Annotated in this window: 23 protein-coding genes, 1 pseudogene and 1 CRISPR repeat array; of the genes and pseudogenes, 13 read left to right on the top strand and 11 right to left on the bottom strand. The window is 41.6% G+C overall.

Going from position 1 to position 25,758, the window contains the following annotated elements; translation table 11 throughout:
- Nucleotides 1-37 precede the first annotated feature (37 nt).
- The 3 genes from G3T18_RS14400 to G3T18_RS14390 all read right to left on the bottom strand — a co-directional run bounded on the left by G3T18_RS14400 (nt 38) and on the right by G3T18_RS14390 (nt 3,314).
- A complete protein-coding gene (locus G3T18_RS14400; protein WP_224411260.1) occupies nt 38-667 on the bottom strand; it encodes a GDYXXLXY domain-containing protein in 630 nt (209 codons plus the stop codon).
- Nucleotides 664-2,088 (bottom strand): DUF2157 domain-containing protein, encoded by a 1,425-nt coding sequence (locus G3T18_RS14395; protein WP_224411259.1) that lies wholly within the window; start codon nt 2,086-2,088, stop codon nt 664-666. Before G3T18_RS14395 ends, G3T18_RS14400 begins: the two co-directional genes overlap by 4 nt.
- Nucleotides 2,089-2,189: 101 nt before the next feature.
- Nucleotides 2,190-3,314 carry a DUF3466 family protein gene (locus G3T18_RS14390; RefSeq protein ID WP_224411258.1) on the bottom strand — a complete coding sequence of 375 codons (1,125 nt, stop codon included), beginning with the start codon at nt 3,312-3,314 and terminating at the stop codon, nt 2,190-2,192.
- 386 nt (nt 3,315-3,700) lie between these two features.
- Between G3T18_RS14390 and G3T18_RS14385 the strand changes: the two genes are divergently transcribed.
- The gene (locus G3T18_RS14385; RefSeq protein ID WP_224411257.1) at nt 3,701-4,282 is read left to right on the top strand and encodes a DUF4126 domain-containing protein; all 582 of its coding nucleotides are present in this window, start codon (nt 3,701-3,703) and stop codon (nt 4,280-4,282) included.
- 43 nt (nt 4,283-4,325) lie between these two features.
- Here G3T18_RS14385 and G3T18_RS14380 read toward each other — a convergent pair whose 3' ends face one another.
- The 3 genes from G3T18_RS14380 to G3T18_RS14370 are packed head-to-tail and all read right to left on the bottom strand — an operon-like array spanning nt 4,326 to nt 6,013.
- On the bottom strand, nt 4,326-4,682 hold the full coding sequence (locus G3T18_RS14380) for a phage holin family protein (RefSeq protein ID WP_224411256.1): 357 nt from the start codon (nt 4,680-4,682) through the stop codon (nt 4,326-4,328).
- Between the two features lie 26 nt (nt 4,683-4,708).
- A complete protein-coding gene (gene ychF, locus G3T18_RS14375; RefSeq protein WP_224411255.1) occupies nt 4,709-5,800 on the bottom strand; it encodes a redox-regulated ATPase YchF in 1,092 nt (363 codons plus the stop codon).
- 39 nt (nt 5,801-5,839) lie between these two features.
- A complete protein-coding gene (locus G3T18_RS14370) occupies nt 5,840-6,013 on the bottom strand; it encodes a hypothetical protein (RefSeq protein ID WP_224411254.1) in 174 nt (57 codons plus the stop codon).
- Between the two features lie 216 nt (nt 6,014-6,229).
- Between G3T18_RS14370 and G3T18_RS14365 the strand changes: the two genes are divergently transcribed.
- The 5 genes and pseudogenes from G3T18_RS14365 (at nt 6,230) to G3T18_RS14345 (ending at nt 14,653) form a co-directional block, all read left to right on the top strand.
- Nucleotides 6,230-6,496 carry a hypothetical protein gene (locus tag G3T18_RS14365; protein WP_224411253.1) on the top strand — a complete coding sequence of 89 codons (267 nt, stop codon included), beginning with the start codon at nt 6,230-6,232 and terminating at the stop codon, nt 6,494-6,496.
- Between the two features lie 251 nt (nt 6,497-6,747).
- Nucleotides 6,748-10,580: a CRISPR direct-repeat array (repeat unit 37 nt; unit sequence GTTGAAATCAGCTAAAATCCCTATGAGGGATTGAAAC).
- Between the two features lie 10 nt (nt 10,581-10,590).
- A complete protein-coding gene (locus G3T18_RS14360; protein WP_224411252.1) occupies nt 10,591-12,051 on the top strand; it encodes an aminotransferase class I/II-fold pyridoxal phosphate-dependent enzyme in 1,461 nt (486 codons plus the stop codon).
- 241 nt (nt 12,052-12,292) lie between these two features.
- Nucleotides 12,293-12,798 (top strand): annotated as a pseudogene (locus tag G3T18_RS14355) (Uma2 family endonuclease); the annotation flags it as partial.
- 167 nt (nt 12,799-12,965) lie between these two features.
- Nucleotides 12,966-13,556 carry a precorrin-6Y C5,15-methyltransferase subunit CbiT gene (cbiT, locus tag G3T18_RS14350; RefSeq protein ID WP_224411251.1) on the top strand — a complete coding sequence of 197 codons (591 nt, stop codon included), beginning with the start codon at nt 12,966-12,968 and terminating at the stop codon, nt 13,554-13,556.
- A gap of 182 nt (nt 13,557-13,738) precedes the next feature.
- Nucleotides 13,739-14,653, top strand: a complete 915-nt coding sequence (locus G3T18_RS14345; protein ID WP_224411250.1) for a phosphatidate cytidylyltransferase — start codon at nt 13,739-13,741, stop codon at nt 14,651-14,653.
- Between the two features lie 124 nt (nt 14,654-14,777).
- On the opposite strand, the gene G3T18_RS14340 is transcribed toward G3T18_RS14345, so the two are convergent.
- Nucleotides 14,778-15,473: an LmeA family phospholipid-binding protein gene (locus G3T18_RS14340; RefSeq protein WP_224411249.1), complete on the bottom strand. Its 696-nt coding sequence runs from the start codon at nt 15,471-15,473 to the stop codon at nt 14,778-14,780.
- Between the two features lie 207 nt (nt 15,474-15,680).
- Between G3T18_RS14340 and G3T18_RS14335 the strand changes: the two genes are divergently transcribed.
- Complete coding sequence (locus G3T18_RS14335; protein ID WP_224411248.1) at nt 15,681-16,472, top strand: pseudouridine synthase; 792 nt, start codon at nt 15,681-15,683, stop codon at nt 16,470-16,472.
- Nucleotides 16,469-17,233, top strand: a complete 765-nt coding sequence (locus tag G3T18_RS14330; protein ID WP_224411247.1) for a helix-turn-helix domain-containing protein — start codon at nt 16,469-16,471, stop codon at nt 17,231-17,233. The genes G3T18_RS14335 and G3T18_RS14330 overlap by 4 nt, the downstream gene beginning before the upstream one ends.
- Nucleotides 17,234-17,247: 14 nt before the next feature.
- Here G3T18_RS14330 and malQ read toward each other — a convergent pair whose 3' ends face one another.
- From malQ to G3T18_RS14315, 3 genes are all read right to left on the bottom strand, one after another.
- On the bottom strand, nt 17,248-18,765 hold the full coding sequence (malQ, locus tag G3T18_RS14325; RefSeq protein WP_224411246.1) for a 4-alpha-glucanotransferase: 1,518 nt from the start codon (nt 18,763-18,765) through the stop codon (nt 17,248-17,250).
- Between the two features lie 176 nt (nt 18,766-18,941).
- Nucleotides 18,942-20,336 (bottom strand): MFS transporter, encoded by a 1,395-nt coding sequence (locus G3T18_RS14320; protein ID WP_224411245.1) that lies wholly within the window; start codon nt 20,334-20,336, stop codon nt 18,942-18,944.
- A gap of 40 nt (nt 20,337-20,376) precedes the next feature.
- On the bottom strand, nt 20,377-21,330 hold the full coding sequence (locus tag G3T18_RS14315) for an NAD(P)H-dependent glycerol-3-phosphate dehydrogenase (RefSeq protein ID WP_224411244.1): 954 nt from the start codon (nt 21,328-21,330) through the stop codon (nt 20,377-20,379).
- A 203-nt stretch (nt 21,331-21,533) separates the two neighbouring features.
- Here G3T18_RS14315 and G3T18_RS14310 point away from each other — a divergent pair, with 203 nt between their 5' ends.
- Both G3T18_RS14310 and G3T18_RS14305 read left to right on the top strand, forming a co-directional pair.
- Nucleotides 21,534-21,968 (top strand): NUDIX domain-containing protein, encoded by a 435-nt coding sequence (locus G3T18_RS14310; RefSeq protein ID WP_224411243.1) that lies wholly within the window; start codon nt 21,534-21,536, stop codon nt 21,966-21,968.
- Nucleotides 21,969-21,970: 2 nt separating this feature from the next.
- A complete protein-coding gene (locus tag G3T18_RS14305; protein WP_224411242.1) occupies nt 21,971-22,360 on the top strand; it encodes a RidA family protein in 390 nt (129 codons plus the stop codon).
- Nucleotides 22,361-22,441: 81 nt separating this feature from the next.
- Here G3T18_RS14305 and G3T18_RS14300 read toward each other — a convergent pair whose 3' ends face one another.
- Entirely contained in the window at nt 22,442-23,113 is a 672-nt protein-coding gene (locus G3T18_RS14300; RefSeq protein ID WP_224411241.1) for a hypothetical protein, read from the bottom strand.
- A 79-nt stretch (nt 23,114-23,192) separates the two neighbouring features.
- Between G3T18_RS14300 and G3T18_RS14295 the strand changes: the two genes are divergently transcribed.
- The 3 genes from G3T18_RS14295 (at nt 23,193) to G3T18_RS14285 (ending at nt 25,585) form a co-directional block, all read left to right on the top strand.
- Complete coding sequence (locus G3T18_RS14295) at nt 23,193-23,543, top strand: hypothetical protein (protein ID WP_224411240.1); 351 nt, start codon at nt 23,193-23,195, stop codon at nt 23,541-23,543.
- 70 nt (nt 23,544-23,613) lie between these two features.
- Complete coding sequence (ycf46, locus tag G3T18_RS14290) at nt 23,614-25,125, top strand: stress-responsive protein Ycf46 (protein ID WP_224411282.1); 1,512 nt, start codon at nt 23,614-23,616, stop codon at nt 25,123-25,125.
- A 106-nt stretch (nt 25,126-25,231) separates the two neighbouring features.
- The gene (locus G3T18_RS14285; protein WP_224411239.1) at nt 25,232-25,585 is read left to right on the top strand and encodes a DUF1257 domain-containing protein; all 354 of its coding nucleotides are present in this window, start codon (nt 25,232-25,234) and stop codon (nt 25,583-25,585) included.
- The last annotated feature ends 173 nt before the right edge of the window (nt 25,586-25,758 follow it).

The following is a 25,758-nucleotide window of genomic DNA, read 5'->3' as shown; positions in this document are numbered from 1 at the left end:
TTAGTTAAATTCAATCTTCCATCAAAGAACAACCAACTCAGAAGCGGTAGTTACGAGATTCAACCCAAAGACTAACGGGTACAGAATCGCCAAAACGATCCACTTTGACTTCTACCACAAAAGCTCTTTGTTCGCCTGGTTTTAGATTAACTTGCCGAATATCAGCATTAATTTCCTCTCGTCGGTCTTCAGGCATATAATATCTTTCTAGTCCGTAGTCAATCCAACCATAGCGATATTCTCCTTCGAGAGCGATTTGATTCTCAGGTAAATTATCGGGATGATTTAAACTAACTGCAACGGGTTTCCAAGGAGGAGGTTGATTAACAGTTGCGGTTGAGTTTTCCGGTGCTTCCATGATGACATAAAAGCGAGTTCCTTCTTCGAGATAAGTATAATCACCGTTACGTTGAATTGGTAACTCATCCCAACCAGGAAGTTTATCTAAATTCTCCTGACGAGAAATATCATATCGAAGAGTTTGGTAATAACCTCGCAGGAAATCGTAAGGATCGACGGGTACAGTTTGTAAAACGACAGTTTCCCCAGTAACACTCGTGTAAACTGCTCGTGCAGGTATGGCTAAAATTAGTAAAGCTTGGCAAGCTAGGGGGACTAAAAAGCGCCAATTTGGGTGAGAATTTGTTGGTGATTGGGTGTTATTCATGATTCGTTTGTAACTGTTGCACTAGGGGGTAAATTGCGTAAATAACGCTCGAACCAAAGTCCAGCGACGATAATTCCGATTCCGCAGAGAAAGAGAACAATTGCTTTAAAAACTAATTCGGTATTGTACTCAAACATTCGGGTAAAAATTTGCAAGACTAGCAAAACAATCCCAAACCAAAATCCCTTACGTTGAGCTTCAGTTAAGGCTTCACGAATTGAACCTGCGGCGATAAGGAAGAAGAAAACATTGAAAATAAAAGTTGCGATCGCGCCTAACTCACCGCTAGTTACTTGGTAGTAAATTAACGCTGAACTTACTAAAATCATTGCCGCAATAACGGTGCTGGAAAGGTCAATTTGCCAACCAAAACGACTATGATTTTCGTGTCCCAGTCGTACCCAAGCAAAAATAGCTAAACCTGCCAAAATAAAAGCATCGACCAAGGTTAGCAAATCTAACGAAGTAATTTTGCCTTCGAGGAAGAAGAATTGGGGGCTATAGTTCCAGAAAAAGTGGAAAGAAAAGACATAGAAGAGTAAGCCGAGGAAGAAAACAGCTAAACCGCGAGAAATCGAACCGAAATTAGGAGATTCAGCAGGATGAAAAAGCCAGAAAGAATCTCGATAAGCCCATAATAAAGCACCAGGTGTGGCAGTAGCGATCGCGGCAATTATTCCCCGCATAAAAGTAACATCGCTAAATTCATTCATTTGCCAGATTAAATTCATTTCTAGGGAAGCAGTTACCAAAACTGCGGCTAACCCAAAAATCCAGCGCGATCGACACCAATAAGCTAAGGGAATAAATAGCAAACTTGCCAATAAAGGCATATGATGCAAAGCTAACTCATAGATACTAATTTGTCCGGGACGAAATAGATCTGGTACTCCTAACCAATAGCCAATTCCAGTGAGAATTACCGCCACCATTCCTAACAAAGTCAACTGTAAACTAGCAGCCATTACTAACACTGCTAATCCCCACACCAGGTACAGTTGATAAACTGACCCACTTTGGTGAAACATTTGGGACATTAGCCCCATATTGGCGCCCAAAATTAGCGATCCCAATAATAGTAAACCTTGTCCGAGACGAGTTTGCCAGCGATCGCGGCGACTACGCCAAAGATAAAAACCTGCCCCATTGACGAGGACAAACAAACTCATCAGTAACAAAACTTTAACTTCTCGATTCCAAACTTGCCAATTAGCGGCGACAAAAGTAATTGCAGCCAAGCCGAGAAGAACACTTCCCAAGCCGATTAATACCATGACAAAGCGATTTTTGGCGGCTGTATCGAGCTCGGCAAATTGATAGCGAGTAGCTAAATGTTCGTATAACTCGGAATCGATTAAATTTTGCGATCGCCACAATTGCGCTTCCTGACGCAACTGATAGCGAAACTTTTCCGTAACCATAGCTAGTATTACCTAAACTGATGTGTCTAGGTTAACTTTGCGGCTAGCCAGTTGAGTAATAATTGTGACAGTTTCCGCGATCGCCTAACACAATTTAACAATTATTTGTGCTTCAGCAACGAACTTGCTACACCTAAACTACCAAAAGCTAATAAACTTAAAATCGAACTTGGTTCGGGTACTGGCTTAGAATTATTTTCTGGTGTCAGCAAATAGTAACGATTTTCTCCATCAACATTACTGCTAGCAACAATTTGTCCTTGGTTATTTACTAAATATGCACTAGACAAATCAAAATCTAAGTCTTCTAACAGTAGGTTATTCAAGTTAAACATGGTTCCTTTTTCCCAGAGAAAAGCTTGTAATTCACTACCGGGAGAAGTATCGGAAGTTCCTACGATTTGGTCTAAATTATTAATCGCATTGGCAACACTATAAACGCCGCCGAGATTACCTAAATTAATTCCTCCATTGGGATTTTCTAGGGGATTTTCCCATAAAGTAGCGTTAGCATAAGTTCCATAATAATTACTGTAGCCTATGTAACCTGTCCACCCAACTACTTTACCTTGGTCGTTGATATCTTTTGCCCAAATGTATTGACTTATATCTGGAAAAGATAGTTGGGTAGTTGTATCTTCCTCCCAAACAAAAGCATTACTACCATAACGATAAATACCAGTATAAGCTACTTGACTATTGTTATTTAAAGCAGCACCAGCTAACAGATAAGGATAGTAAAAATAGTCTAAAGTAGTTAAGTTTCCGTTTGCATCAACAAAATTAAGAGCTAATTGATCTGAGGTAAAAGGTACATTCACAGATTTGGCAATTATCTCACCTTTATCGTTAATATCATAGGCTTCTAAATACGGACAAATATATGTATCGAAGCAGGTAGGTGCAGCATAGGTTTTAATTTCTCCATTGGCTTCTTGGAGAAGCAAATCGCCATTAACTACGCCAACGATTTGACCGTTATTATTAATTGCGGTTGCACCAATGTTAGTTAAATTGGTGAAATTACCGTTTTCCCAAAGGAAATTTTGATTGTTAGAAATGCCGATAATTTGACCAGAATCATTGATATCTAAGGGGCGAAAATCGCCTAAATCTGTAACTGAATATAATGATACTGCGTCTGCTGGGTTAATTGTAGCGATCGCAGCGATCGCAGCGATCGCGGAAACTAAACCACTAATTGCCAGCTTGCGTGCGAGTGACATAATTTTCATCCCTCCAATTGCTTATTTCTTTAGTAGTAGGCAAAATCTGACATTGCCTACTAAACTGTTTAATGAAATGTAAATTTTTATTTAACTGAGAAATTTTCCCTACTAAGTGAAATTTCTCTTCTCTTGATGTATCTGAATTTTACTTATCCGTAGATCTATTGAAATAGGCAAAAAGATATCTTTACTGAATCTTTATAAATAAGCTATAGCAGCGAACAGTAAACAGTGAAGAATAAACAACGATCGAAGCCTATGCTAGCAAGGTTTTCCGAAAATGAGGATGTCAAGAACTAACTCATTTTCGGCTATAGTTAAGCTTTACCGAAACTTTATATTTGTAGCCAACGAGGGATTAGAGAGAATTTAAGTAGAAAAATATGGAAACTTTTTTAGCAATTTGTCTCGGTGTTAGTTTAAGTACCGCTTGTGGTTTTCGGGTATTTGTACCACCACTGGTGATGAGTTTAGCCGCGATCTACGGACACTTGACATTAGCGCCAGAATTTGCTTGGATGGGAACTTATCCAGCATTGATTGCTTTTGCGATCGCCACTGTCGTCGAGATTGTCGCTTATTACGTTCCAGTGTTGGATCATTTCCTGGATGCGATCGCCGCTCCAACAGCCGTAGTAGCTGGTATGCTGATTACAGCTTCTACATTAGGGACAGAAGTAGATCCGTGGGTACAATGGACAGTAGCCGCGATCGCAGGTGGTGGTGCGGCTGGGATTGTCGAAATACTCAGTAATTTTACCCGGATTGCGTCTACGGGGACAACAGGAGGCTTAGGGAATCCAATTTTTGCCACAATTGAATTAGTCACCTCCACAGGCTTATCAATTTTGGCGATCGCCTTACCACTCTTAGCTGGTATTCTAGTAATCAGCTTACTTTGTTTTGCTATTATCCGACTTTCAATTTTACTCTCCAAACTCAAACAAGCCCAAACATCGAGTTAAAAAATTAGGCGATTGAACTAAATCAATCGCCCTTTTCTTCTTCCTATAAAGCCCCAATTAGCTTATAGATTAAAGAATTAATAATTCCCAACGCAATTGAACCAATCAAAGCACTCCAAACACCCCAACGCAAGCGAAAACCGTGGACAAAATAAGCTGCTAAACCAAAAATAATCGCATTCAGAATAATCAAGAAAAGCCCCAATGTTAACAGCGTAATTGGAAAAGTTACCACGAACAAAATCGGACGCACTAAAGCATTTAACAAGCCAAAAACTGCTGCGGAAATCAAAGCCTTATTAAAAGTATCAATTTCCACACCAGTAGGTAGCTTAGAAACAATTAATAAAGCCACCGCCGTAACCAACCAAGCAATCAGCAAACCGACGAGAGAATTCATTTTTGTCAATCCTCCTTTGAGGTTAATTAAACATTAAATCGAAACAACATTACATCACCCTCTTGGACAACATAATCTTTTCCTTCACTACGAAGTAAACCTTTTTCTCGTGCCGCAGCCATCGAACCAGCCGCAACCAAATCCTCATAAGCCACCGTTTCTGCACGAATAAAACCGCGTTCAAAATCAGTATGAATCACTCCTGCTGCTTGTGGTGCCTTCATTCCAGCATTAATCGTCCAAGCGCGAGTTTCCTTTTCTCCTGTGGTTAAATAAGTCCGCAAACCTAACAACTCATAAGTTGCACCAATTAATGATTTCAAGCCACCTTCTTCAACACCCAGAGATTCTAAATAATCGGCTCTTTCCTCTTCTGGAATCTCAACTAACTCCGCTTCCACTTGTGCCGAAACTACAACAACTTTGGCATTTTCTTGCTTAGCTACTTGGCGAACTTCCTCAACCCAATCATTCCCCGTTGCTAAATCGTCTTCCGCAACATTAGCTGCATAAATAATTGGTTTTTTCGTCAGTAAACCGAGAGGCTTAACCGTAACCTCTTCCTCGTCAGTTAAACTCACCTGACGCGCCGATTTACCTTCATTTAAAGCTGCACTAATTCTTTGTAATAATTCCAATTCTACTTGAGCATCTTTATTCGCCCGCGCTTGCTTGCGTACTCGTTCAATTCGGCGCTCAACTTGAGCCAAATCTGCCAAAGCAAGTTCTAAATTTATTACCTCAATATCTCGCCCAGGATCGACAGAACCGGAAACATGGATAATATTCTCATCATCAAAACAACGTACCACATGAACGATCGCATCCACTTCCCGAATATTAGCCAAAAATTGATTTCCCAAACCTTCTCCCTGACTCGCACCTTTCACCAAACCTGCAATATCCACAAATTCAATGCGAGTCGGGACAATTTGCTGAGAATCAGAAATTTTTGCTAAGACATTCAAACGTTCATCCGGGACAGCAACCACACCCACATTTGGTTCAATAGTACAAAAAGGAAAATTAGCTGCATCCGCCTTCGCGTTAGCAACTAAAGCATTAAATAAGGTAGATTTACCAACATTAGGTAGTCCGACAATTCCAGCTCTCAGCATATTAGTCTTAACAAGGTTCGTAAACCATCCTAAACTATTTTATTTCGGTTCGGGAATTGGTTGCGGTTCTGGTGTGGGAACTGGTTGAGGAGTCGGTGTCGGAACAGGTTGCGGTATCGGTGTTGGGGTTGGTTGGGGTTTCGGAGTTGGCGTCGGTTGAGGGACTGGAGTTGGCGTCGGTTGGGGTTTCGGAGTCGTAATTAAACTCTTCATAGGGCGATATCGCTCTCTACTTGCGACGCTACCAGATTAAATAGCACGATCTTCAATGTCATCTCTCTTTGTAGAGAGTTGTTTAATTTAAAGAAGTTTTACATCTTTACCCTATCTCCCTGCAACGCCAGAAAATCAATGTCAGACTAGAAAAAATTGCTTTGATATTTCGAGCAATTTTGCTTTGGGTAGATAGTAAGTAAACAAATAATTCCGATGGGATTTTTAGTAATATTAATGATAATTGGTTTTGTCGCGATTGTGGCGATCGCCAGCAACTCTTCCAAGACCAAGGGAAGTCAACGCCAAGGCAGAAATAACTATACTTCTAGTAGTTACTTTTGGAATTCCGATGCTCGCGACGGCGGTGAAGGTGGTGGCGACTTTGGTGGCTTTAGCGGTGGCGAAGCAAGTGGTGGCGAATGTGGCGGCGGAGACGCAGGTGGCGGCGGAGACGCAGGCGGTTGCGATGGCGGTTTCTAGCCGGGAAAATTTGCCTTTAATCTGCGGATGGGTAGGTGTACAAAATCGCTAAGAGAAAAAAATCGCTGGAACCTATGTAGTGCAATGCTTAGAAGTATTTTTTGGTTAAAAACGATCCGCAACCCTTATTTGGTAAGGTTTTCAGCGATTTGGGCTTGCTATTTCCTTCGCCAAATGATACAATTCAAACAGATTCGCAGAAATGAACCTCGAAAACTAAATATATCAACGGTTTCCAAAGCCCGCAGTTTGTTGAAATCAGCTAAAATCCCTATGAGGGATTGAAACATCGATAAAAAAATTAATCAACTAAGGGAAAATAGTTGAAATCAGCTAAAATCCCTATGAGGGATTGAAACGTGACTTTTATAATATCGGCAGCTTTAAAATCGCTGTTGAAATCAGCTAAAATCCCTATGAGGGATTGAAACTTCAGAAAAGCAGATCGGAAAGCGGATAGAATTTATGGTTGAAATCAGCTAAAATCCCTATGAGGGATTGAAACTGAAAAGATTTAATCGACTCAACTGATAGATTTAAGTTGAAATCAGCTAAAATCCCTATGAGGGATTGAAACTACAATTTTTGAACCTTGTTGGTGTCGTTAACTAGTTGAAATCAGCTAAAATCCCTATGAGGGATTGAAACGATATCACGGGACTAGGACAACAGATCAGAAAAGCTGTTGAAATCAGCTAAAATCCCTATGAGGGATTGAAACGTGACTCAGTGAGTAAGTGCAAATCGCTTGAAGAGTTGAAATCAGCTAAAATCCCTATGAGGGATTGAAACTGCATTATTTAGGTCAAATGATATGTTCGGGGCATGGTTGAAATCAGCTAAAATCCCTATGAGGGATTGAAACATTTCAATTACCCATTAACCAATAAGGGCTTTCAGCGTTGAAATCAGCTAAAATCCCTATGAGGGATTGAAACTTTATTCAGTTGATGATTGCGATAAACTTTTTGATGTTGAAATCAGCTAAAATCCCTATGAGGGATTGAAACGCGGCAATAGGTGGGGCTTATCTAGCATTCAAGTATGTTGAAATCAGCTAAAATCCCTATGAGGGATTGAAACAAAGCAAGTTAGTAAGTTAATTAGTAAGCGATCTGTTGAAATCAGCTAAAATCCCTATGAGGGATTGAAACACCATCAAAGCTGCGATTCAGAAAAAGGCTGTGATCGTTGAAATCAGCTAAAATCCCTATGAGGGATTGAAACCGGTAGTGCCACAGTGCATTATGTCGATCGCCCTGTTGAAATCAGCTAAAATCCCTATGAGGGATTGAAACTAAGCCACTCCATAGCTGACTTTAGAGATATATTTTCAAAGTTGAAATCAGCTAAAATCCCTATGAGGGATTGAAACACCAAATTTAACGCCTCGCTGATTACTGCAAATTACAGTTGAAATCAGCTAAAATCCCTATGAGGGATTGAAACGTAAGCAGATTGATTAGGGTTTGCCATTTTTTTGTTGAAATCAGCTAAAATCCCTATGAGGGATTGAAACTATGTTGACCCAGAGGAGGAAGAAGTTTCCCATTGTTGAAATCAGCTAAAATCCCTATGAGGGATTGAAACGGAACTCACCCAGGAGATTATGCAGCGCTGGCTGGAAGTTGAAATCAGCTAAAATCCCTATGAGGGATTGAAACGCGAAAATTGATTAGGGATTAGTTGATCGTAAAACGGATGTTGAAATCAGCTAAAATCCCTATGAGGGATTGAAACACAGTTAGGCGATCGGGCGATCGCCGATCTTGGTAAAATCTCAATTGTTGAAATCAGCTAAAATCCCTATGAGGGATTGAAACATTTACTAACTGAATTGGACGCAATATCGAATCAATGTTGAAATCAGCTAAAATCCCTATGAGGGATTGAAACGGGCACTTTCTTTATCCGATAGTGGCTTATCACAATCCGTTGAAATCAGCTAAAATCCCTATGAGGGATTGAAACGAGGCATCACCAACAAATAAAGCTCTTTCTAAGTTGTTGAAATCAGCTAAAATCCCTATGAGGGATTGAAACACTAGAGGATGAATTAATCTACTGGCAGAAATGCGTTGAAATCAGCTAAAATCCCTATGAGGGATTGAAACTTCAAAATCGACAATTCTGCCTTTTGCATTAGCATGTTGAAATCAGCTAAAATCCCTATGAGGGATTGAAACATTTAGAGAATCGATAGCGATCGCAAGTTTTAAAAGCGTTGAAATCAGCTAAAATCCCTATGAGGGATTGAAACGAGTTATGGAATAAGCTTTTATCGGCTTATCCAAGTTGAAATCAGCTAAAATCCCTATGAGGGATTGAAACTAGTGAGATAGAATCGATCGCCGTGTTAAATGAAAGTTGAAATCAGCTAAAATCCCTATGAGGGATTGAAACGCGATAAACAGTTATGACCGGGTATCTTGATGCAGGAATGTTGAAATCAGCTAAAATCCCTATGAGGGATTGAAACGAAATAGTTTAACTGAGTGTACAACCAAAATATGTTGAAATCAGCTAAAATCCCTATGAGGGATTGAAACGAGGTAAAAGGCGATAGACTTATTGTGCGTTACTAGTTGAAATCAGCTAAAATCCCTATGAGGGATTGAAACAATCGAGGTATTTAAGATGGCATCAAGCAAAAGAGTTGAAATCAGCTAAAATCCCTATGAGGGATTGAAACAACTCTAGATGATCCAGCCATGAACAATCTGATAGCGTTGAAATCAGCTAAAATCCCTATGAGGGATTGAAACAGTGACCAGGAAACTAAAGGCTTTTACAGGTTTAAGTTGAAATCAGCTAAAATCCCTATGAGGGATTGAAACAAGACCTAAAATAAACTTTTTGTTTACCACAGAGTTGTTGAAATCAGCTAAAATCCCTATGAGGGATTGAAACAAACAAAGGATTAACTATGGTCAAGAAGATTACTAGTTGAAATCAGCTAAAATCCCTATGAGGGATTGAAACGACTGATTCCTGGATAGTCTCTAGTTTGGCGATCGCTTGTTGAAATCAGCTAAAATCCCTATGAGGGATTGAAACATGTTTTTGAAATGACATACTACCTCTTTGTTAACTGTTGAAATCAGCTAAAATCCCTATGAGGGATTGAAACTAAGTACACGATCGGCGATCGCCTAGCTGTAAAAGTTGAAATCAGCTAAAATCCCTATGAGGGATTGAAACACCAGATTATCCGCTAAAACATCAGGTATTATTAGTTGAAATCAGCTAAAATCCCTATGAGGGATTGAAACACCTCATAATAAAATAAAGTCGGAGAAATAATTTCTCGATCAGGTTGAAATCAGCTAAAATCCCTATGAGGGATTGAAACGGCTTTACTTGAATGATGAATTAGAATAATCACCGTTGAAATCAGCTAAAATCCCTATGAGGGATTGAAACATTTTTTTTGAATAAGGAGGATAAATAAGAGCGATCGCGTTGAAATCAGCTAAAATCCCTATGAGGGATTGAAACCACTAACAGCTATGCGATCGCCTTTCTTGAGAAACGTTGAAATCAGCTAAAATCCCTATGAGGGATTGAAACAACCAATTCATAATTAACGAAAATTTCCTCAATAGGGTTGAAATCAGCTAAAATCCCTATGAGGGATTGAAACATTGCCAGTTCAAACCTTTGCCCACTTATATATTGTTGAAATCAGCTAAAATCCCTATGAGGGATTGAAACCTGGATCTAGTCAGACAAGTTGAAAATAATAAAGGTTGAAATCAGCTAAAATCCCTATGAGGGATTGAAACCTCAACAATGAGAGCAGATCCGGATCTAATTTTGCTGGTTGAAATCAGCTAAAATCCCTATGAGGGATTGAAACTTTAGCTGAAAGGCTTGTAATTACTGGGGTGGCGGTCGGGGTTGAAATCAGCTAAAATCCCTATGAGGGATTGAAACACTGATAGAAACCGATTTTCTACAGTGACCGCTAGTTGAAATCAGCTAAAATCCCTATGAGGGATTGAAACCCACACATAGCGCCGATTACCTCGGTAGCTTCACACATGGGTTGAAATCAGCTAAAATCCCTATGAGGGATTGAAACGCTTCAACTTATGCCAGAAGCCAAGCAAAGCAAAACACCAATCTTAGCTAAACTACGAGAATTAGCAAATAAACCCCATGCTGCATTTTACGCCCCAGGACACAAACGGGGACAAGGTATTTCTCAACCCCTAGCAGAATTAGTCGGAAAAGCCGTATTTCAGGCAGATTTACCCGAATTACCCGAATTAGATAACTTATTTGCCCCCGAAGGAGTAATTGCCGAAGCCCAAGCATTAGCAGCCGAGGCTTTTGGTGCATCACAAACTTGGTTTCTTGTCAATGGTTCGACTTGCGGCGTGATGGCAGCAATTTTGGCTACCTGCGGCGCTGGCGATAAGATTATCTTACCGAGAAATATACATCAATCAGCGATCGCGGCTTTAATCCTTTCCGGGGCAGTGCCAATTTTCATTAACCCAGAATACGATCCTACCACCGATCTTGCGCTGAGTATCGCCCCAGAAGCCCTAGAAGCCATCTTAAACGAGCATCCGGAGACAAAAGCTGTAATGATGGTTTACCCAACCTATCACGGAATTTGTGGAGATGTTCGGGCGATCGCCACACTCTGTCACCAATATCATATCCCCTTACTCGTAGACGAAGCCCACGGCGCACATTTTGCCTTTCACCCAGAATTACCTATTTCCGCCCTTGCCGCCGGAGCCGATTTAGCAGTACAGTCAACTCATAAAATTTTAGGCGCCATGACACAAGCATCGATGTTACACCTGAAAAGTAACTTAATTGATGCTCAAAAAATAAGCAAAGCTTTACAACTTTTACAGTCTACCAGTCCCAATTATTTATTACTAGCTTCCCTCGATGCCGCCCGACAACAAATGGCATTATTTGGTCAAGAATTAATGTCAAAAACATTATCTTTAGCTGATGATGCTAGAAAGCATCTAAAGCAACTGGAAAATTTAGCAATTGTCGAACCAATTAAACAAGCTAAACTTGGTTTTGAAACTTTAGATAAAACTAGATTAACAGTGTTAGTTACTCAGTTAGGTTTGACAGGCTTTGAAACCGACGAAATTTTACATAAAAAACTCGGCGTAACTGCGGAATTACCCATGCAGAAACATCTAACTTTTATTATTAGCTTGGGTAACACAGCAACAGACATAGATAAATTAGTTCAAGGATTTACTACTTTAAGCAAAGAATATCAAGGGAAAGAAAATCAGACTGTTTTTATCCCTGAATTTCCCCAAACTAAGCTGGCAATGTCGCCTCGCGAAGCATATTTTGCGACGAAAAAAAGTTTACCTATAGCAGAAACAATTGGCTGCATAAGTGCCGAAACTATTTGTCCTTATCCGCCAGGAATTCCGGTTTTAATGCCAGGAGAAATAATTACAGTATCGGCAATTAATTACTTAGAAACAGTTGTAGAATCCGGTGGTAATATTACAGGATGTAGCGATTCTAGTCTTAAAAAAGTGTCTATTGTTTTTGTCTAAAATTACTTAAAATTCACCTAAAATTTGACTTGAGTATCATTTAAACATACAGGTGATTTCCGAAAAAATAGACTATTTCTTAGTTTTAATTACCTAATAAAGTATAAGTTATGGCATTAGTTGATTTCTCATAAAAAATATTTGCTACGCCAAATAAGCCTAGAGAAACATCGGATAAAAAATCTCGGCAATAATTTATAATAACTATTAAATTAAAAGAAAAATTACGAGGGAAATAGTGATGGTTTTGGAAACCAAACCAGAGATAATTTATCCCGATAGCGATGGTAAACCAATTGCAGATAATACAATCCAGTTTCGGTGGATTACAGTCATTTACTATAACTTACAGTGGTTATTTGCTAATGATGCCAGGGTTTTTGTTGGTGGAGACTTGCTTTGGTATTCAGTAGAAGGAAATAATAAAATTCGTCAAGCTCCCGATGTTATGGTAGCCTTTGGAGTTAGTAAAGGCGACAGAGGTTCCTATCAGCAGTGGAAGGAAGGGAATATTGCTCCGCAGGTAGTCTGGGAAATCCTTTCTCCTGGTAATACTGAGACAGAAATGAACAAAAAACTGATGTTTTACGATCGCTACGGTGTCGAAGAATATTATATCTACGATCCCCAGAAAATGACACAAGTGGTTGGTTACGCTCTTCGGCACGTTTAGAAGCGATCGATCCGATGGATAATTGGGTTAGTCCCCGCTTAGGTATTCGCTTCGGCTTGTCTGAAGAAGAAATTAATTGACGATTCACGGAAGTTATAACTAAGCAATGATTAATCCAGTTAAACTTGTGTAGTGCGAGCATCTTGCTCGCTTTCTGGCATTTTAGCTTGGTCTAGCTGAGTAAAGAAATATCAGCAAGCGAGACTGCATTTAATAACTTAACTAATTACTAAATTTTCTTATGCTCTGGCAATACGTCACCCCTGGCATACCCGACGAACTTTTCGAGCGTTTGCCCGGTATACCATTAAGTAAGCGAGAAGTACGCTTATTGCTAATTTCTTCTTTACGGATGGAAGCAAAATCAGTTTTGTGGGATATTGGCGCAGGTACTGGTACTATCCCGATCGAAATTGCTTTACTTTGTCCGCAAACACAGATCGTGGCTGTAGAAAGAGATCCCGAAGTAGCTAACCTAATTCGGCGTAACTGCGATCGCTTCAACGTCACCAACGTGAAAGTAATCGAAGGTAACGCCCCAGACTGTCTCGCAGAAATTAAACCATTACCCCACCGAGTCTGCTTTGAAGGCGGACGAACAGTTAAGGAAATATTAACAGCAGTTTGGCAACTCTTACAGCCATCAGGTAGAGTTGTCGCTACCGCAGGTAACTTAGAAAGCTTGTATGCACTTTCTGAAGGATTCGCCGAATTACAAGCACGGAACATCGAAGTAGTACAGTCTTCGATTAATCGTTTAGAGACAAGAGGAATTAATCAAACCTTTGCGGCGATCGATCCGATGTTTATTTTAAGCGGCGAAAAAATCTAAACAACGAATCGGAAAAACGCGATCGCACCCAGCGCCATCAGAATAAGTGTAGAGACAGATTCGGATTTGTTGAAAATTAGCTAAATTAAAGTCAAGAAATTTGTTAACCTTTCATAAGAATTTCTTAACCTGTCATTGTCATCGGTTTAGTATTAACCGTGTTTTCTCTAATAGCTGATCCTATGCCTTGGTCTCGTATTCTCAGTGGAATAATCGCGATCGCCCTAGCGTTAGGGATGATTATCGTCGGGGGGTGGTACTTCACCCTCGGCTTCGGAGTCATCGTCTTTTTGGGACAACTCGAATATTTCCGAATGGTTCGCGCCAAAGGAATTGCTCCTGCGGCTAAAATTACCATGTTCGTCTCTCAAATCCTACTCATCACTGCGGCGATCGTCCCCAGCCTCACCGATGCAGTTTTTCCCGTAGCAGGAACATTTATTTGTTTTTACTTGCTATTTCAGCCGAAACTTTCTACCATCGCCGATATTTCGACTTCAATTTTGGGCTTATTTTACGGCGGCTGGCTACCTAGTTACTGGGTAAGATTGCGAGTAGGTTTATCCGGTTCCCCCTCCACCTTAATTGCTAGCAACACAACAGAGATTGCCAGCAATAACTTTCTTTTGAACAGCTATTGGCCCCCAGATTGGACAAATTTTAGCACCTTCCCTCAAGCACTAACAGTAACTTTACTAGCATTTGGTTGTATCTGGGCAGCAGATATCGGCGCTTATGCAATGGGTAAATTTTTTGGTCGCACTCGTCTTTCCGAGATCAGTCCCAAAAAGACAGTAGAAGGTGCAATTTTTGGCATTCTCGGTAGTATAATCGTCGCCGAATTAGGAGCTTGGTATCTCAACTGGAATTCTTGGCAACTGAGTGGCATTCTCTTAGGATTACTGATTGGAATTGCTAGTTTGCTAGGAGATTTAACCGAATCAATGATGAAGCGAGACGCAGGCTTAAAAGATTCAGGACAGTTAATTCCCGGACACGGAGGTATTTTAGACCGAACCGACAGTTACGTTTTCACTGCACCATTAGTTTATTACTTCATCACCTTGTTTTTACCCCTCCTACCCCAAACATTGTAAGAGAAAAGCGATCGCAACTGCTAGCTGTCGATCGCTACGCCCCTTTCGGCGCTGGGTTTTCCTCCCAATCGCGCTGACAAAGCGGTAAACCCGAGAACCTCAACTAGTAACTTTTAGCAGTTAACTACTCAGGAATCACAGTCAAACCGCCACAAAGAAAAAGCTGACCAGAAGTTAAACTTAATTGTTCAATCTCAACCTCTGTCCCCAAATCAATGAGATACTCAGACAAGCAAACACCTAAATCCGAGTTAGAAGTATCAATCTGAACCGGATCGAGGCGTAACTGGTTAGAATTCGCCAATTCTAATCCAGCACGTATCAGGATAGATATTTCTTTACCTGAAGCATCAGTAATTTGACCTTGGAAAGTCAGCTTGTCTGTCTGAATGACTACTTCCTCCCAAATAACAAGACAGTTTTCCCCAAATTGAGCAGAAACAGTTTTACCACCTGCGGTTAAAAACCCAGTCAGTAAATCAGTCAAAGCATTAGCCAACAAAGGAGACTCTAAAGAAGCCTGGAGATCCGCTTGTGCGAGCCGTAGCTTAGTATAAACACGAACAGCTTCCAAAAGTCGCAAAGGCTGACGTTTAAGTACCTGAGCCAGATTAAAGCGAATATTTTTACCGAGAACCTCCACCTCAGAAAAATGAAGCCCTTGATAAACAGCTTGACTAGCTGCCAGGAAAACACTAGGAATATAACCGCTAAGAATTTGGCGAGATTCCCCACCCACATTGACTTCTAACTGTTCAACCCGCTCAACTTGCGTGCGTAACCAAAGCCGTAAAGCCCGATTTAGTAACTTATCAATCATCTAAGTTCGCTCTCAGTTCTTAGAGAAGACTAATTCGATTCTTGTATTCAGGCGATTTGCCCAAAATCAAGAAAAATCTCACCCCTAACCCGATAAAAAGGCAGAAGATATTCGGTGTAATATTTGTACATAGTAAGTCCGAGTCACCAATTTTGACTTAGACTTGTTCTCCTTGTAGTCAACAGAACTTGACAGTAGGTAAGTCCCATGCAGGAACGAGTGCAAAAAATAATTTCCCAATGGGGTATTGCATCGCGCCGCCAAGCTGAGAAAATGATCGCAGCAGGGCGCGTGCATCTCAATGGCACTGTGGTAGAGTTGGGGCAAAAAGCCGATCCCACCAAAGATCGACTTGAAGTGGACGGTAAACTAATTAAATCTGGATCTCGCCCGACCTTAGTTTATATTTTGCTCAATAAACCCAAATCTGTAGTTTCTACTTGCCGCGATCCTCAAGGACGTACTACTGTTATCGATCTATTACCAAAAAAACTACGTTATCAACAAGGCATTCATCCCGTAGGACGCTTAGATGCCGACTCTACTGGAGCTTTGTTACTAACCAACGATGGGCAGTTGACCTTATGTCTCACCCATCCTCGCTATCACCTGCCAAAAACTTATCAGGTCTGGGTAGAAGGTAATTTACCAGATTCTGTACTAAAAGCTTGGCGACAGGGAATAATTTTATCAGGCCAAAAAACTTTGCCCGCAGAAGTTGAAGTTCGAGCACGATCGCGTGACAAAACACTTTTAAAAGTGGTACTAACTGAGGGTAGAAATCGTCAGATTCGTCGCGTAGCCGAACAACTTGGCTTAAAAGTACGATCGCTGCATCGCACGGCAATCGGTCCGATTAGTTTACAACTAGCGGACGAGCCAATCGTAAAATCCGGTCACTATCGTTTTCTCAAAGAGTTTGAAATTTGTTTTCTCCAAAATCAAGTCCATCTAGCATCATCAACTATGCCAGCAGACATCAAGGAGAACCGTGTATGAAGAAAAAAAAGAAGCAAATCGTTAATCCTCAAGAAGAACAACTCGAAAAACTTACAGAACTTGGCTCTCGTCTGCGCGAGATTCGCACTGAACAAAAATTGTCCATCGATGAGGTGGCAGCAAGAACTATGATTCGGATGCGCTTGCTCAAGGCGATTGAAGAAGGCAGACTGGATTTATTGCCGGAACCAGTTTATATTCGAGGGTTAATCAAGCAATTTGCTGATGCTTTGGGCTTGAAAGGAGGAGAATTTGCCAGAGATTTTCCAATTTACCCAAGCCAACCCTGGATTAAGCCAAAGTGGGAGAGTTTTCGTCTCGGTCAGTTGCGACCGATACATCTTTATCTGTTATATGTGGTAATTGTGGTTGCTGCGGTTAATAGTCTTTCGATGACGATTGAGCGTTCTATTTTGCAGGTCAATAGCGTTCAATTAGAAAAGCAGTCTCTCGAACCACAAAATCAGATTGACACGCTGCCACAAAAGTTAGACCAAGTTAATTCTGAATCTAAGCCTGTGGTGGTTGGTGTCACCGTGAAATCCGAATCTTGGCTGCGAATTGTCGCGGATGGCAAGACCGAGTTTGAAGGTACTCTCGAAGAAGGTACTCAACGGACTTGGGTAGCAGATAAGAAATTAACTGTACTCGCTGGTAATGCTGGAGGTATTTTGGTTGCTTTTAACGACCAAAAGGCAAAGCAACTCGGTCCACCAAATCAAGTGCAGGAAGTGACTTATCAAGCTAATCCCAAGTCATGAAAATCTGACTCGATTTAGGGAGTGATTTGTTGAGGGGCGCGACGATAAAGGTAAGTCAAATCCTTGAGTCGCTGGCACAATTCTGGCGTTAAAGCAGAGGCTTGATAACGCCAACTCCAGTTTCCTTCTTCTTTACCTGGAGTATTCATTTTGCCTTCCGTTCCTAAGCCTAAAATGTCTTGTAAGGGAAAGATGGCTAGATTGGCTATAGAACCAAGGGCAAGACGGGTTAAACTCCAATTAATGCCCTCTGGCTCTACGCAACCAAGATATTGTAAAACTCTTTGTTGGGCTTCGGGGGATCGTTCGTTAAACCAGCCGAGAGTGGTGTTGTTATCGTGAGTTCCGGTGTAAATTACACAGTTGCGCGAAGTGTAGTTAAAGGGTAAAAAAGGATTGTCAACTCCGGAGTCAAAGGCAAAATGTAAAACTTTCATGCCGGGAAAATCGAAGCGATCGCGTAAGGCTTCGACTTCGGGTGTGATTTCTCCTAAGTCTTCGGCGACAATTGGCAGTTTTCCTAATTGTTCGCGCAGTATTTCAAAGAAGGCTATTCCGGGTGCTTCGATCCATTCGCCGTTAATTGCGACTTTTTCGCCTTGGGGTACTGCCCAAAAAGATTCAAATCCGCGAAAATGATCGATCCGGATGATGTCAACGTATTCGAGTGTGGCTTTGAAGCGCTGTATCCACCACTTAAAGTTATTTTTTTGGATTTGCTCCCAGTTATAAACTGGATTTCCCCACAGTTGACCTGTTTCGCTAAAGTAATCTGGGGGAACGCCAGCCATGAGTGCTGGTTCGCCTGTTTCTTTGTCTAAGCAGAAAATATCGGGATGCGCCCAAACATCGGCACTGTCATGGGCGACGTAAATGGGAATATCACCAAAGATTTTAATCCCTTTTTCGTTGGCGTAGTTTTTCAGTTCTGACCATTGACGGTAAAATTCAAACTGAAGATATTTATGACGAAAGATTTCTTCACTCAGGCGAGACTGCCATTTGGCGATCGCTGTAGTTGAGCGTTTGGCAATCTCTTCATCCCAAGTATGCCAGCTTGCACCGTCGTGAGCTTCTTTAATTGCCATAAATAAAGCATAGTCATCAAGCCAATAACTATGAACTTGACAAAATTGCTCAAATGCTTCTCGTTGAGATGGCGATGCTTTTGCCCGAAAATTTAAGCTAGCTTGATTGAGTAAAGGTAATTTGGTTTCGTAAACTAAATCGTAGTTGACGCGATCGCACCCGAATTCTGGTAGCAAACCAAAATCTTCTTCTGCAAGAAGTCCTTCTGAATGCAACCATTCTAAGTCGATCAGCAAAGGATTACCTGCTAAAGCTGAATAGGATAAGTAAGGAGAATTGCCAAATCCCGTCGGTCCCAAAGGCAAAATTTGCCAAACTTGCTGGTAACTTTCTGCCAAAAAATCAATAAAGCGATATGCTTCCGGTCCTAACTCGCCAATGCCAAAGCGACCGGGTAAAGAAGTAGGATGTAATAAGATGCCGCTTGCTCTTGAAAGATCCATACACTTTCCTATCAAAAAAATAATTAGCGAACAACAGTCAAGCCGACCGACTCAAACATTGTCGATCGCTGCCAACCAACTAGATTAATACACTGAGGTAGCAGTTTGTCACCTCTATCGCCAGACAAGGAAAAATTTACCTTGTAATCAGAGATTGCACAGTGGGAGTATGTCACCTAACTTTCTCCTGTCAACTTTTCCCGGACAACTTCTCTTTCTTTCTCCTCACCTACGTCCTCAACTCCAGCAACTAACAGTGACGCTACTATCATCAAAGTACCACCTAAAACTACTGCCATTAAGTGATTATTATCCAAAAAATTGTGCATCACCCAGCCCAAACCTAAAGCAGCAATTATTTGGGGAATGACGATAAACGCATTAAAAATTCCCAGATAAACCCCAGTTTCTTCCGCAGGTAAAGCATCTGCCAAAATCGAGTAAGGTATTGCTAGCATACTCGCCCAAGCAAGCCCTAAACAAATCATCGGAATAAATAACAAATATGGATCGCGAATAAAGAGTAAAGACATCAAGGCTGCACCCCCACAAAACAAGCAAAAAGCATGAGTTATTTTCCTACTTGTTAATTGCGTAACTTTTGCTAAAAATAAGGAAAAAATAAAGCAAACCCCATTATAAACTCCAATACAAATTCCTGCCCATTCAATACCATAAGTATAAATTGGTGATGTTCGATCGATCGCGCCAAAAATATATCTAGCTACTGCGGGCGGAAAATATAACAATACGCAAAACATTCCTAGCCAAGTAAAAAACTGTACCCAGCCCAATTGTTTCATCGTTTCTGGCATAGTTTTATAAGCATGAAAAAGTTCTTTTACCCCATTGAAAAATCCGCCATTTTCTGAGTTTTTTTTGCGAAAAGCTGCTAAATCTTCTGGCGGATATTCTTTAGTAGTTACAATTGTCCATAGCACTGTAATCAAAAAAACAGCAGCCCCTAAATAAAAAGAAATCTTGACCGTCAAAGGAATACCATTTTGATTATCTGCTGCTCTCGTAACGCCCAAAAAATTCGCCAACAACCAAGGAGAAATGGCGGCTACAACTGCGCCAAAACCAATAAAAAAACTTTGCATTGCAAAGCCCTGCGTTCGCTGTTTTAGAGGCAAAATATCGGCGACAAAAGCACGAAAAGGTTCCAAGCTAATATTAACCGAAGTATCTAAAATCCAGAGCAAACCTGCTGCCATCCAAAGCGTGGAAGAATTAGGCATTAAAATTAAAGCAGTCGAACTCAGAATTGCACCAACTAAAAAATATGGTCGTCTTCTTCCTAAAAATCCCCAGGTGCGATCGCTGAGATGACCGACAATTGGCTGGACAATTAAGCCACTTAAAGGAGCAGCCAACCATAACATCGGAATTTGTTCGGGTTCGGCACCCAAATATTCATAAATAGCACTGGTATTGGCAAACTGTAAAGCCCAACCATATTGAATACCAAAAAAGCCAAAGCTCATATTCCAAAGCTGGAAAAAATTTAAAATTGGTTTTTCGGTTTTTTCTTGCTTTTCGTGGGTAATTTCTTTTTCCTGAGTTGGCATTTAATCTTCAATTAAGTGAACATTTAAAAACAAGTAAAATTTAGGCAAATAAATCGCTAAACTCCGATTTCAACTCGCGTTCCATAAGAGAAATAACTGCTTCTCTAGGAGAAATTTTGCCTTCAAGAAGTAAATAAACTTGCTGGGAAATTGGCACAGAAATATCCTGTTGCTGGGCAAGATCGATAACAACTTTAGTAGTATAAACTCCTTCAGCAGTTCCCTCAATTTCTGTCAAAAGTTGTTCTACAGATTTCCCTTGGGCGAGTCCGTAGCCAACTTGATAATTGCGGGAAAGGGAACTGCTACAAGTGGCTAATAAATCGCCCAAACCAGATAAACCGAAAAAAGTTTCGACAGTAGCACCCAAAGTAGTGCCAATCCGAACCATTTCAGGTAAAGCCCTCGTTAAAAGCGCCGCTTTAGCATTAGTTCCCAATTGCAAACCATCACATACACCCGCAGCGATCGCCATTACATTCTTGAGCGTACCACCTAATTCGGTTCCCAGTGGATCGCTATTAGCATAAACTCGAAATATCTCCGAGGCAAAAATTTCCTGTACTTGTTGTACCGCCTCTTGCTTCTTACTCGCCACTACCGTCGCCGCAGGTAATTCTTGTTGAATTTCTTTAGATAAATTAGGTCCCGAAATTACAACCACCGCATTCTGAGGAAAAGCTTCTTGCCACAATAAAGAAGGAGTATGAGTAGTCACCGGGTCTAAGCCTTTTGTAGCACTAATAATAATTAGATTATCTGACAAATCGAGCTTTTCTAACTTAGCGATCGTCGGTCTCACACCCTGCATCGAAACTGCTGATAAAATAAAATCCGCCCCAGCGATCGCATCCTCTAAACTTTCTTCACTGCTACGCGACCACAATCGTACCTTAACATTGTAAGCAGCAAGTTGCGCTAAAGTCGAACCCCAAGCACCCGCCCCCACAACAGTCAAAGTCTTTGCAGTATTTACATTTCGCTTATTTACCATCACAACTTTTCGGTTTATTTTAATTTAAACTGAAGCGAGACTTTTTGACTCTCTCCCTGAGAAGAACTTCTTCGCGATCTTCCTTTGCGTCTTAGCGTCTACTCTGCGAGAACGGCTCCGCCGAATGCGCGAAAATTATCAATTCCCCCAAACTGGTAAAATAACCTGTGGTCGCACTTCAGCAGAAAAGGAACCCAAACACTTTGGCTCACCGAAATCCTACCCCAACTGTCGATATCATTATCGAACTAATTGACAAACCCCATCTACCGATTGTGTTAATCGAACGTCAAAATCCTCCTCATGGTTGGGCGCTTCCTGGCGGTTTTGTCGATTACGGAGAATCGGTAGAAACCGCAGCTAAACGGGAAGCAGAGGAAGAAGTTAGCCTACAAGTGGAACTAATCGAACAGTTCCAAGTTTACTCTGCCCCCGATCGCGACCCTCGTCAACATACTCTAAGTGTCGTCTTTCTCGCTAGCGCGCAAGGTGAACCCAAAGCTAATGACGATGCGAAAAATCTCGGTATTTTTCCCTCTTGGGAGTTACCCAAAAATCTTTGTTTTGACCACGAGCGCATTTTGCGCGACTATTGGCGTTACCGAAATTATGGCATTCGTCCTCATTTGACAAATTAACTATGAAAGAAGTTATTCGTACTGAAGCAGCACCTGCACCCGTTGGACCGTATAATCAAGCGATCGCGGCTACAGGAAAAATGATCTTCCTTGCTGGTCAAATTTCCCTCAACCCCAAAACAGGCGAAATTGTCGGTGTGGGAGATATTACCCAGCAAACTAAACAAGTAATGACGAATTTAGAAGCTGTTCTGGCTGCGGCTGGCGCAACTTGGGAAAATGTCGTCAAAACTACGGTTTTTTTGACCGATTTGCCAAATTTTGCCGCAATGAATCAAGTTTATGCCCAATATTTTAACGAAGCAACTGCACCCGCCCGCGCCTGTGTCGAAGTTCCTCGTTTACCAAAAGATGTTCTTGTCGAAATTGAATGTATTGCGATGATTGATTAAGTCTGGGGATTAGGTTCATCAGTGAACAGTTATCAGTGAACAGTTATCAGTTTGTCTTCCCCCTCCTCCTTGTCTCCCCCCTCACTCCTCTGGGGGTAAAACTCGGTAGCGAGTGGCAATAAAGTCAAATAAACGGTAATAATTGGCAAATTCTTCGCTTTCGGCTTCTCCTCGCCAGTTGTACTGTATATCTCCTTGTAACAGTGTTAGTTTCATGAGGCTAATCTCGGAGCCGATTTCGATATATAGTTTTCCTGTTAATCCTTGTTCGGTGATCAAGTTTTCTGGTTTAGTTTTTATGGATTGATGATCGGTGTGGTGCGATCGCGGATCGATCTCAATCTCAATTCCTGATAAGCTATTCCCTGCCCAACCTCTAATTTCGACGCTAGGGTTGCTAGGATCTTGAAAAATTTGTCCATCTCGATTATCGGGCATCGGTAAGGCGATCCAGTTACTCGGATAGGGAAATTCAAAGTTGTAGCGTTGGTTACGATAAATTTCCCAGCCAGAAACCGCCAGTTGTGAACTCCGACAGCCAAACAAAATTAATGTTAACAAAGTTCCAGAAAGGATTTTCTTGATGAGAACTCGCCCCTGTCGAGTGGGAAAATTATCACCAAAGTGCTTTAATTGCAAGGGTTTCAGAAATTTAATTACCAAGGGAAAATCATGATTTAGTGCTGATGATTTATTCGCTGAACCGACTTGGCAACCCGGAAATGTAAACAAATATAACAATATTGCCGTCATAACGGTGAAACAGCTTGACAGCCAGAAATCAAATCGATATGCTAACAAAAGAAACCTGGGTAGAAAGATTGAGAGTGAAATGCCAGACAAGCAAAAAGTCACGTTATATCTTCCACCAGGACTCCATCGCCAACTAAAGATTCGCTCTGCGGTTGACACAGAATCGATGTCAGCAATAGTAGAAAGAGCAATCGTCTTCTACTTAAAATATCCAGAGATGGTAGACGAGGTAGAAGCAGATCGAGGAAAAACCCATCAAGTATATGCTTGTCCTGAGTGCAACAGCGCCTTGGTCAACAAAGATGGGCAGATGGTTTCCCTGAAAGATCAGCCAGGAGTATTGGCTGAGGAGCTTCCGGTAGAAAAGGTACGAGAACAAGTAAAAGGAAGTACCGATTCCGAAGGAGAGGAAGAATTAGTTCCCTGCTGAGTAGGGGTTGGGGCAAGACCTCGCTCGCGATTTCAGTGATTGCACGTAGTTTTAAGATAGGTCGATGGTTATGCAAGAAGAGCTAGGTATTCTCGTTCAAGCTCAATATCCCCTCATCTACCTCGTAACTTCTGAGGAAGAACGAGCCGAACAAGCGATCGCCAAGATTGCCCAGATGAGAACGAGCCATCGCCACGTCTATATATGGACAGTGACACACGGCATCGTAGAGTACGGTCAACCCCGCCACGTCACCCAACATAATACAGTATCGCCAGAAGCGGCGATCGAGTGGGTAGTAAGACAGCGAGAACCAGGTATTTATATATTTAAAGACCTTCATCCATATATAGATTCACCAGGGACAACTCGGTGGTTGCGAGATGCGATCGCTTCTTTTAAAGGCACAGAAAAAATTATTATTTTAATGTCGCCGATTCAGCAGATTCCCATCGAGCTAGAAAAAGAAGTAGTGGTTCTCGACTTTCCCTTGCCCGACATGGCGGAGTTAGACCGAGTTTTGAGCCAGCAGTTAGAAAAGGGCAAAAATCGCCGCCTCACCACTGAGGTACGAGAAAAACTGCTCAAAGCTGCTTTAGGATTGACCAAGGATGAAGCGGAAAAAGTTTACCGCAAAGCTCAAGTACAAGCAAAACGCTTGACCGAAGAGGAAGTAGAAGTCATCCTCTCGGAGAAAAAGCAACTAATTCGCCGCAATGGTATTTTAGAATACATCGAAGAAGACGAAACAATCGATTCGATCGGTGGACTAGAAGAACTAAAGCGGTGGCTGAGACAGCGTTCTAATGCTTTCACAGAAAGAGCGAGGGCTTACGGATTACCTCAACCAAAAGGAATGCTAATTTTAGGGGTTCCAGGCTGCGGTAAGTCTCTGATCGCCAAAACAACATCTCGCCTCTGGGGATTGCCACTATTACGATTGGATATGGGTAGAGTCTACGATGGCTCAATGGTAGGTAGGTCAGAAGCTAACTTACGCAATGCCCTCAAAACAGCAGAGTCAATTTCGCCAGCAATTTTGTTTATCGATGAATTAGATAAGTCTTTTTCCGGTAGCACTGGTTCGGCTGACTCAGATGGTGGTACATCAAGCCGCATCTTCGGTTCCTTCTTAACCTGGATGCAAGAAAAAACCTCACCCGTATTTGTGATGGCAACGGCGAACCGGGTTGAACGGCTACCTGGGGAATTCTTAAGAAAAGGTCGCTTTGACGAAATCTTCTTCGTTGATTTGCCAACGACAGAAGAAAGAATGGAAATTTTCAAAATTCATCTTCGCAAGCGTCGTGAAGACATAGCTCGTTTCGATATCGACCAACTTGCGAAAGTATCAGAAGGTTTTTCTGGAGCAGAGATAGAGCAGGCACTCATAGCTGCCATGTACGAAGCATTCGCCCAAGACCGCGAATTCACGCAGCTAGATATTATCGCCGCAATAAAAGCCACTTTACCTCTGTCCCGGACAATGACAGAGCAGGTCACAGCCCTGAGAGATTGGGCAAGACAGCGAGCAAGACCTGCGGCTGCCTCCGTAGCTGAATATCAGCGCATGGAGTTTTAACAGGCTTTCTCCCGATCCCAACGGGAGCAAAGGCTAGCAAATGCTAGCAGTTTTCACCAAAACAAACGTTGTCGTTTTGAATCTCATTTTCTAGGAGGAAATCCAAATGTCTCATTTCAGCACTCTCCGTACTAAGATCGCCGATTCCGAAATCTTGACCGCTTCTCTGCGCGACCTGGGTATTACTGTTAAGAGTGAAGCTGACGTTCGCGGCTACAATGGTCAGCGCGTTCGTGCAGACATCGTTGCTGTTCTCGATGGCGAATATGACCTTGGCTGGTCTCGCAACAGCGATGGCACTTTCGACTTGATCGCCGATCTCTGGGGTGTTGCTAAGAAGCACAACCAAACCGAGTTGATCAACTCGATCAATCAAAAGTATGCCGTTAACAAAACCTTGGCTGAAGTCAAGCAACGCGGTCTGCAAAACGCTAACGTTAAGTTAGTTGTACAAAAGTAAGAGCAATTAATGCGCGTTCCCAAGCTTAAAAGGGTTAACCAATAATCACAGGTTAACCCTTTTTTCTGCTTGACGACTCCCCTTCCTAGAAGAAAAGGGATTCAGAAAACAAAAAGTCTTCTTGGTTGCGCCAAGCAACCTCTAGACACTCCGGCAAAGCCATTGTGCTTACT

The sequence above is a fragment of the Oscillatoria salina IIICB1 genome, assembly GCF_020144665.1.
GTDB lineage: Bacteria > Cyanobacteriota > Cyanobacteriia > Cyanobacteriales > SIO1D9 > IIICB1.
The sequence above is the reverse complement of the archived record's forward strand: the minus strand, read 5'-3'. Positions and strand labels throughout refer to the sequence as shown.

Excerpts from the sequence above, each read along its gene's own strand:
- G3T18_RS14400 (WP_224411260.1), bottom strand. The coding sequence starts at position 667 with ATGAATAACACCCAATCACCAACAAATTCTCACCCAAATTGGCGCTTT.
- G3T18_RS14395 (WP_224411259.1), bottom strand. The coding sequence starts at position 2,088 with ATGGTTACGGAAAAGTTTCGCTATCAGTTGCGTCAGGAAGCGCAATTG.
- G3T18_RS14390 (WP_224411258.1), bottom strand. The coding sequence starts at position 3,314 with ATGTCACTCGCACGCAAGCTGGCAATTAGTGGTTTAGTTTCCGCGATC.
- G3T18_RS14385 (WP_224411257.1), top strand. The coding sequence starts at position 3,701 with ATGGAAACTTTTTTAGCAATTTGTCTCGGTGTTAGTTTAAGTACCGCT.
- G3T18_RS14380 (WP_224411256.1), bottom strand. The coding sequence starts at position 4,682 with ATGAATTCTCTCGTCGGTTTGCTGATTGCTTGGTTGGTTACGGCGGTG.
- ychF (WP_224411255.1), bottom strand. The coding sequence starts at position 5,800 with ATGCTGAGAGCTGGAATTGTCGGACTACCTAATGTTGGTAAATCTACC.
- G3T18_RS14370 (WP_224411254.1), bottom strand. The coding sequence starts at position 6,013 with ATGAAGAGTTTAATTACGACTCCGAAACCCCAACCGACGCCAACTCCA.
- G3T18_RS14365 (WP_224411253.1), top strand. The coding sequence starts at position 6,230 with ATGGGATTTTTAGTAATATTAATGATAATTGGTTTTGTCGCGATTGTG.
- G3T18_RS14360 (WP_224411252.1), top strand. The coding sequence starts at position 10,591 with ATGCCAGAAGCCAAGCAAAGCAAAACACCAATCTTAGCTAAACTACGA.
- cbiT (WP_224411251.1), top strand. The coding sequence starts at position 12,966 with ATGCTCTGGCAATACGTCACCCCTGGCATACCCGACGAACTTTTCGAG.
- G3T18_RS14345 (WP_224411250.1), top strand. The coding sequence starts at position 13,739 with ATGCCTTGGTCTCGTATTCTCAGTGGAATAATCGCGATCGCCCTAGCG.
- G3T18_RS14340 (WP_224411249.1), bottom strand. The coding sequence starts at position 15,473 with ATGATTGATAAGTTACTAAATCGGGCTTTACGGCTTTGGTTACGCACG.
- G3T18_RS14335 (WP_224411248.1), top strand. The coding sequence starts at position 15,681 with ATGCAGGAACGAGTGCAAAAAATAATTTCCCAATGGGGTATTGCATCG.
- G3T18_RS14330 (WP_224411247.1), top strand. The coding sequence starts at position 16,469 with ATGAAGAAAAAAAAGAAGCAAATCGTTAATCCTCAAGAAGAACAACTC.
- malQ (WP_224411246.1), bottom strand. The coding sequence starts at position 18,765 with ATGGATCTTTCAAGAGCAAGCGGCATCTTATTACATCCTACTTCTTTA.
- G3T18_RS14320 (WP_224411245.1), bottom strand. The coding sequence starts at position 20,336 with ATGCCAACTCAGGAAAAAGAAATTACCCACGAAAAGCAAGAAAAAACC.
- G3T18_RS14315 (WP_224411244.1), bottom strand. The coding sequence starts at position 21,330 with ATGGTAAATAAGCGAAATGTAAATACTGCAAAGACTTTGACTGTTGTG.
- G3T18_RS14305 (WP_224411242.1), top strand. The coding sequence starts at position 21,971 with ATGAAAGAAGTTATTCGTACTGAAGCAGCACCTGCACCCGTTGGACCG.
- G3T18_RS14300 (WP_224411241.1), bottom strand. The coding sequence starts at position 23,113 with ATGACGGCAATATTGTTATATTTGTTTACATTTCCGGGTTGCCAAGTC.
- G3T18_RS14295 (WP_224411240.1), top strand. The coding sequence starts at position 23,193 with ATGCCAGACAAGCAAAAAGTCACGTTATATCTTCCACCAGGACTCCAT.
- ycf46 (WP_224411282.1), top strand. The coding sequence starts at position 23,614 with ATGCAAGAAGAGCTAGGTATTCTCGTTCAAGCTCAATATCCCCTCATC.
- G3T18_RS14285 (WP_224411239.1), top strand. The coding sequence starts at position 25,232 with ATGTCTCATTTCAGCACTCTCCGTACTAAGATCGCCGATTCCGAAATC.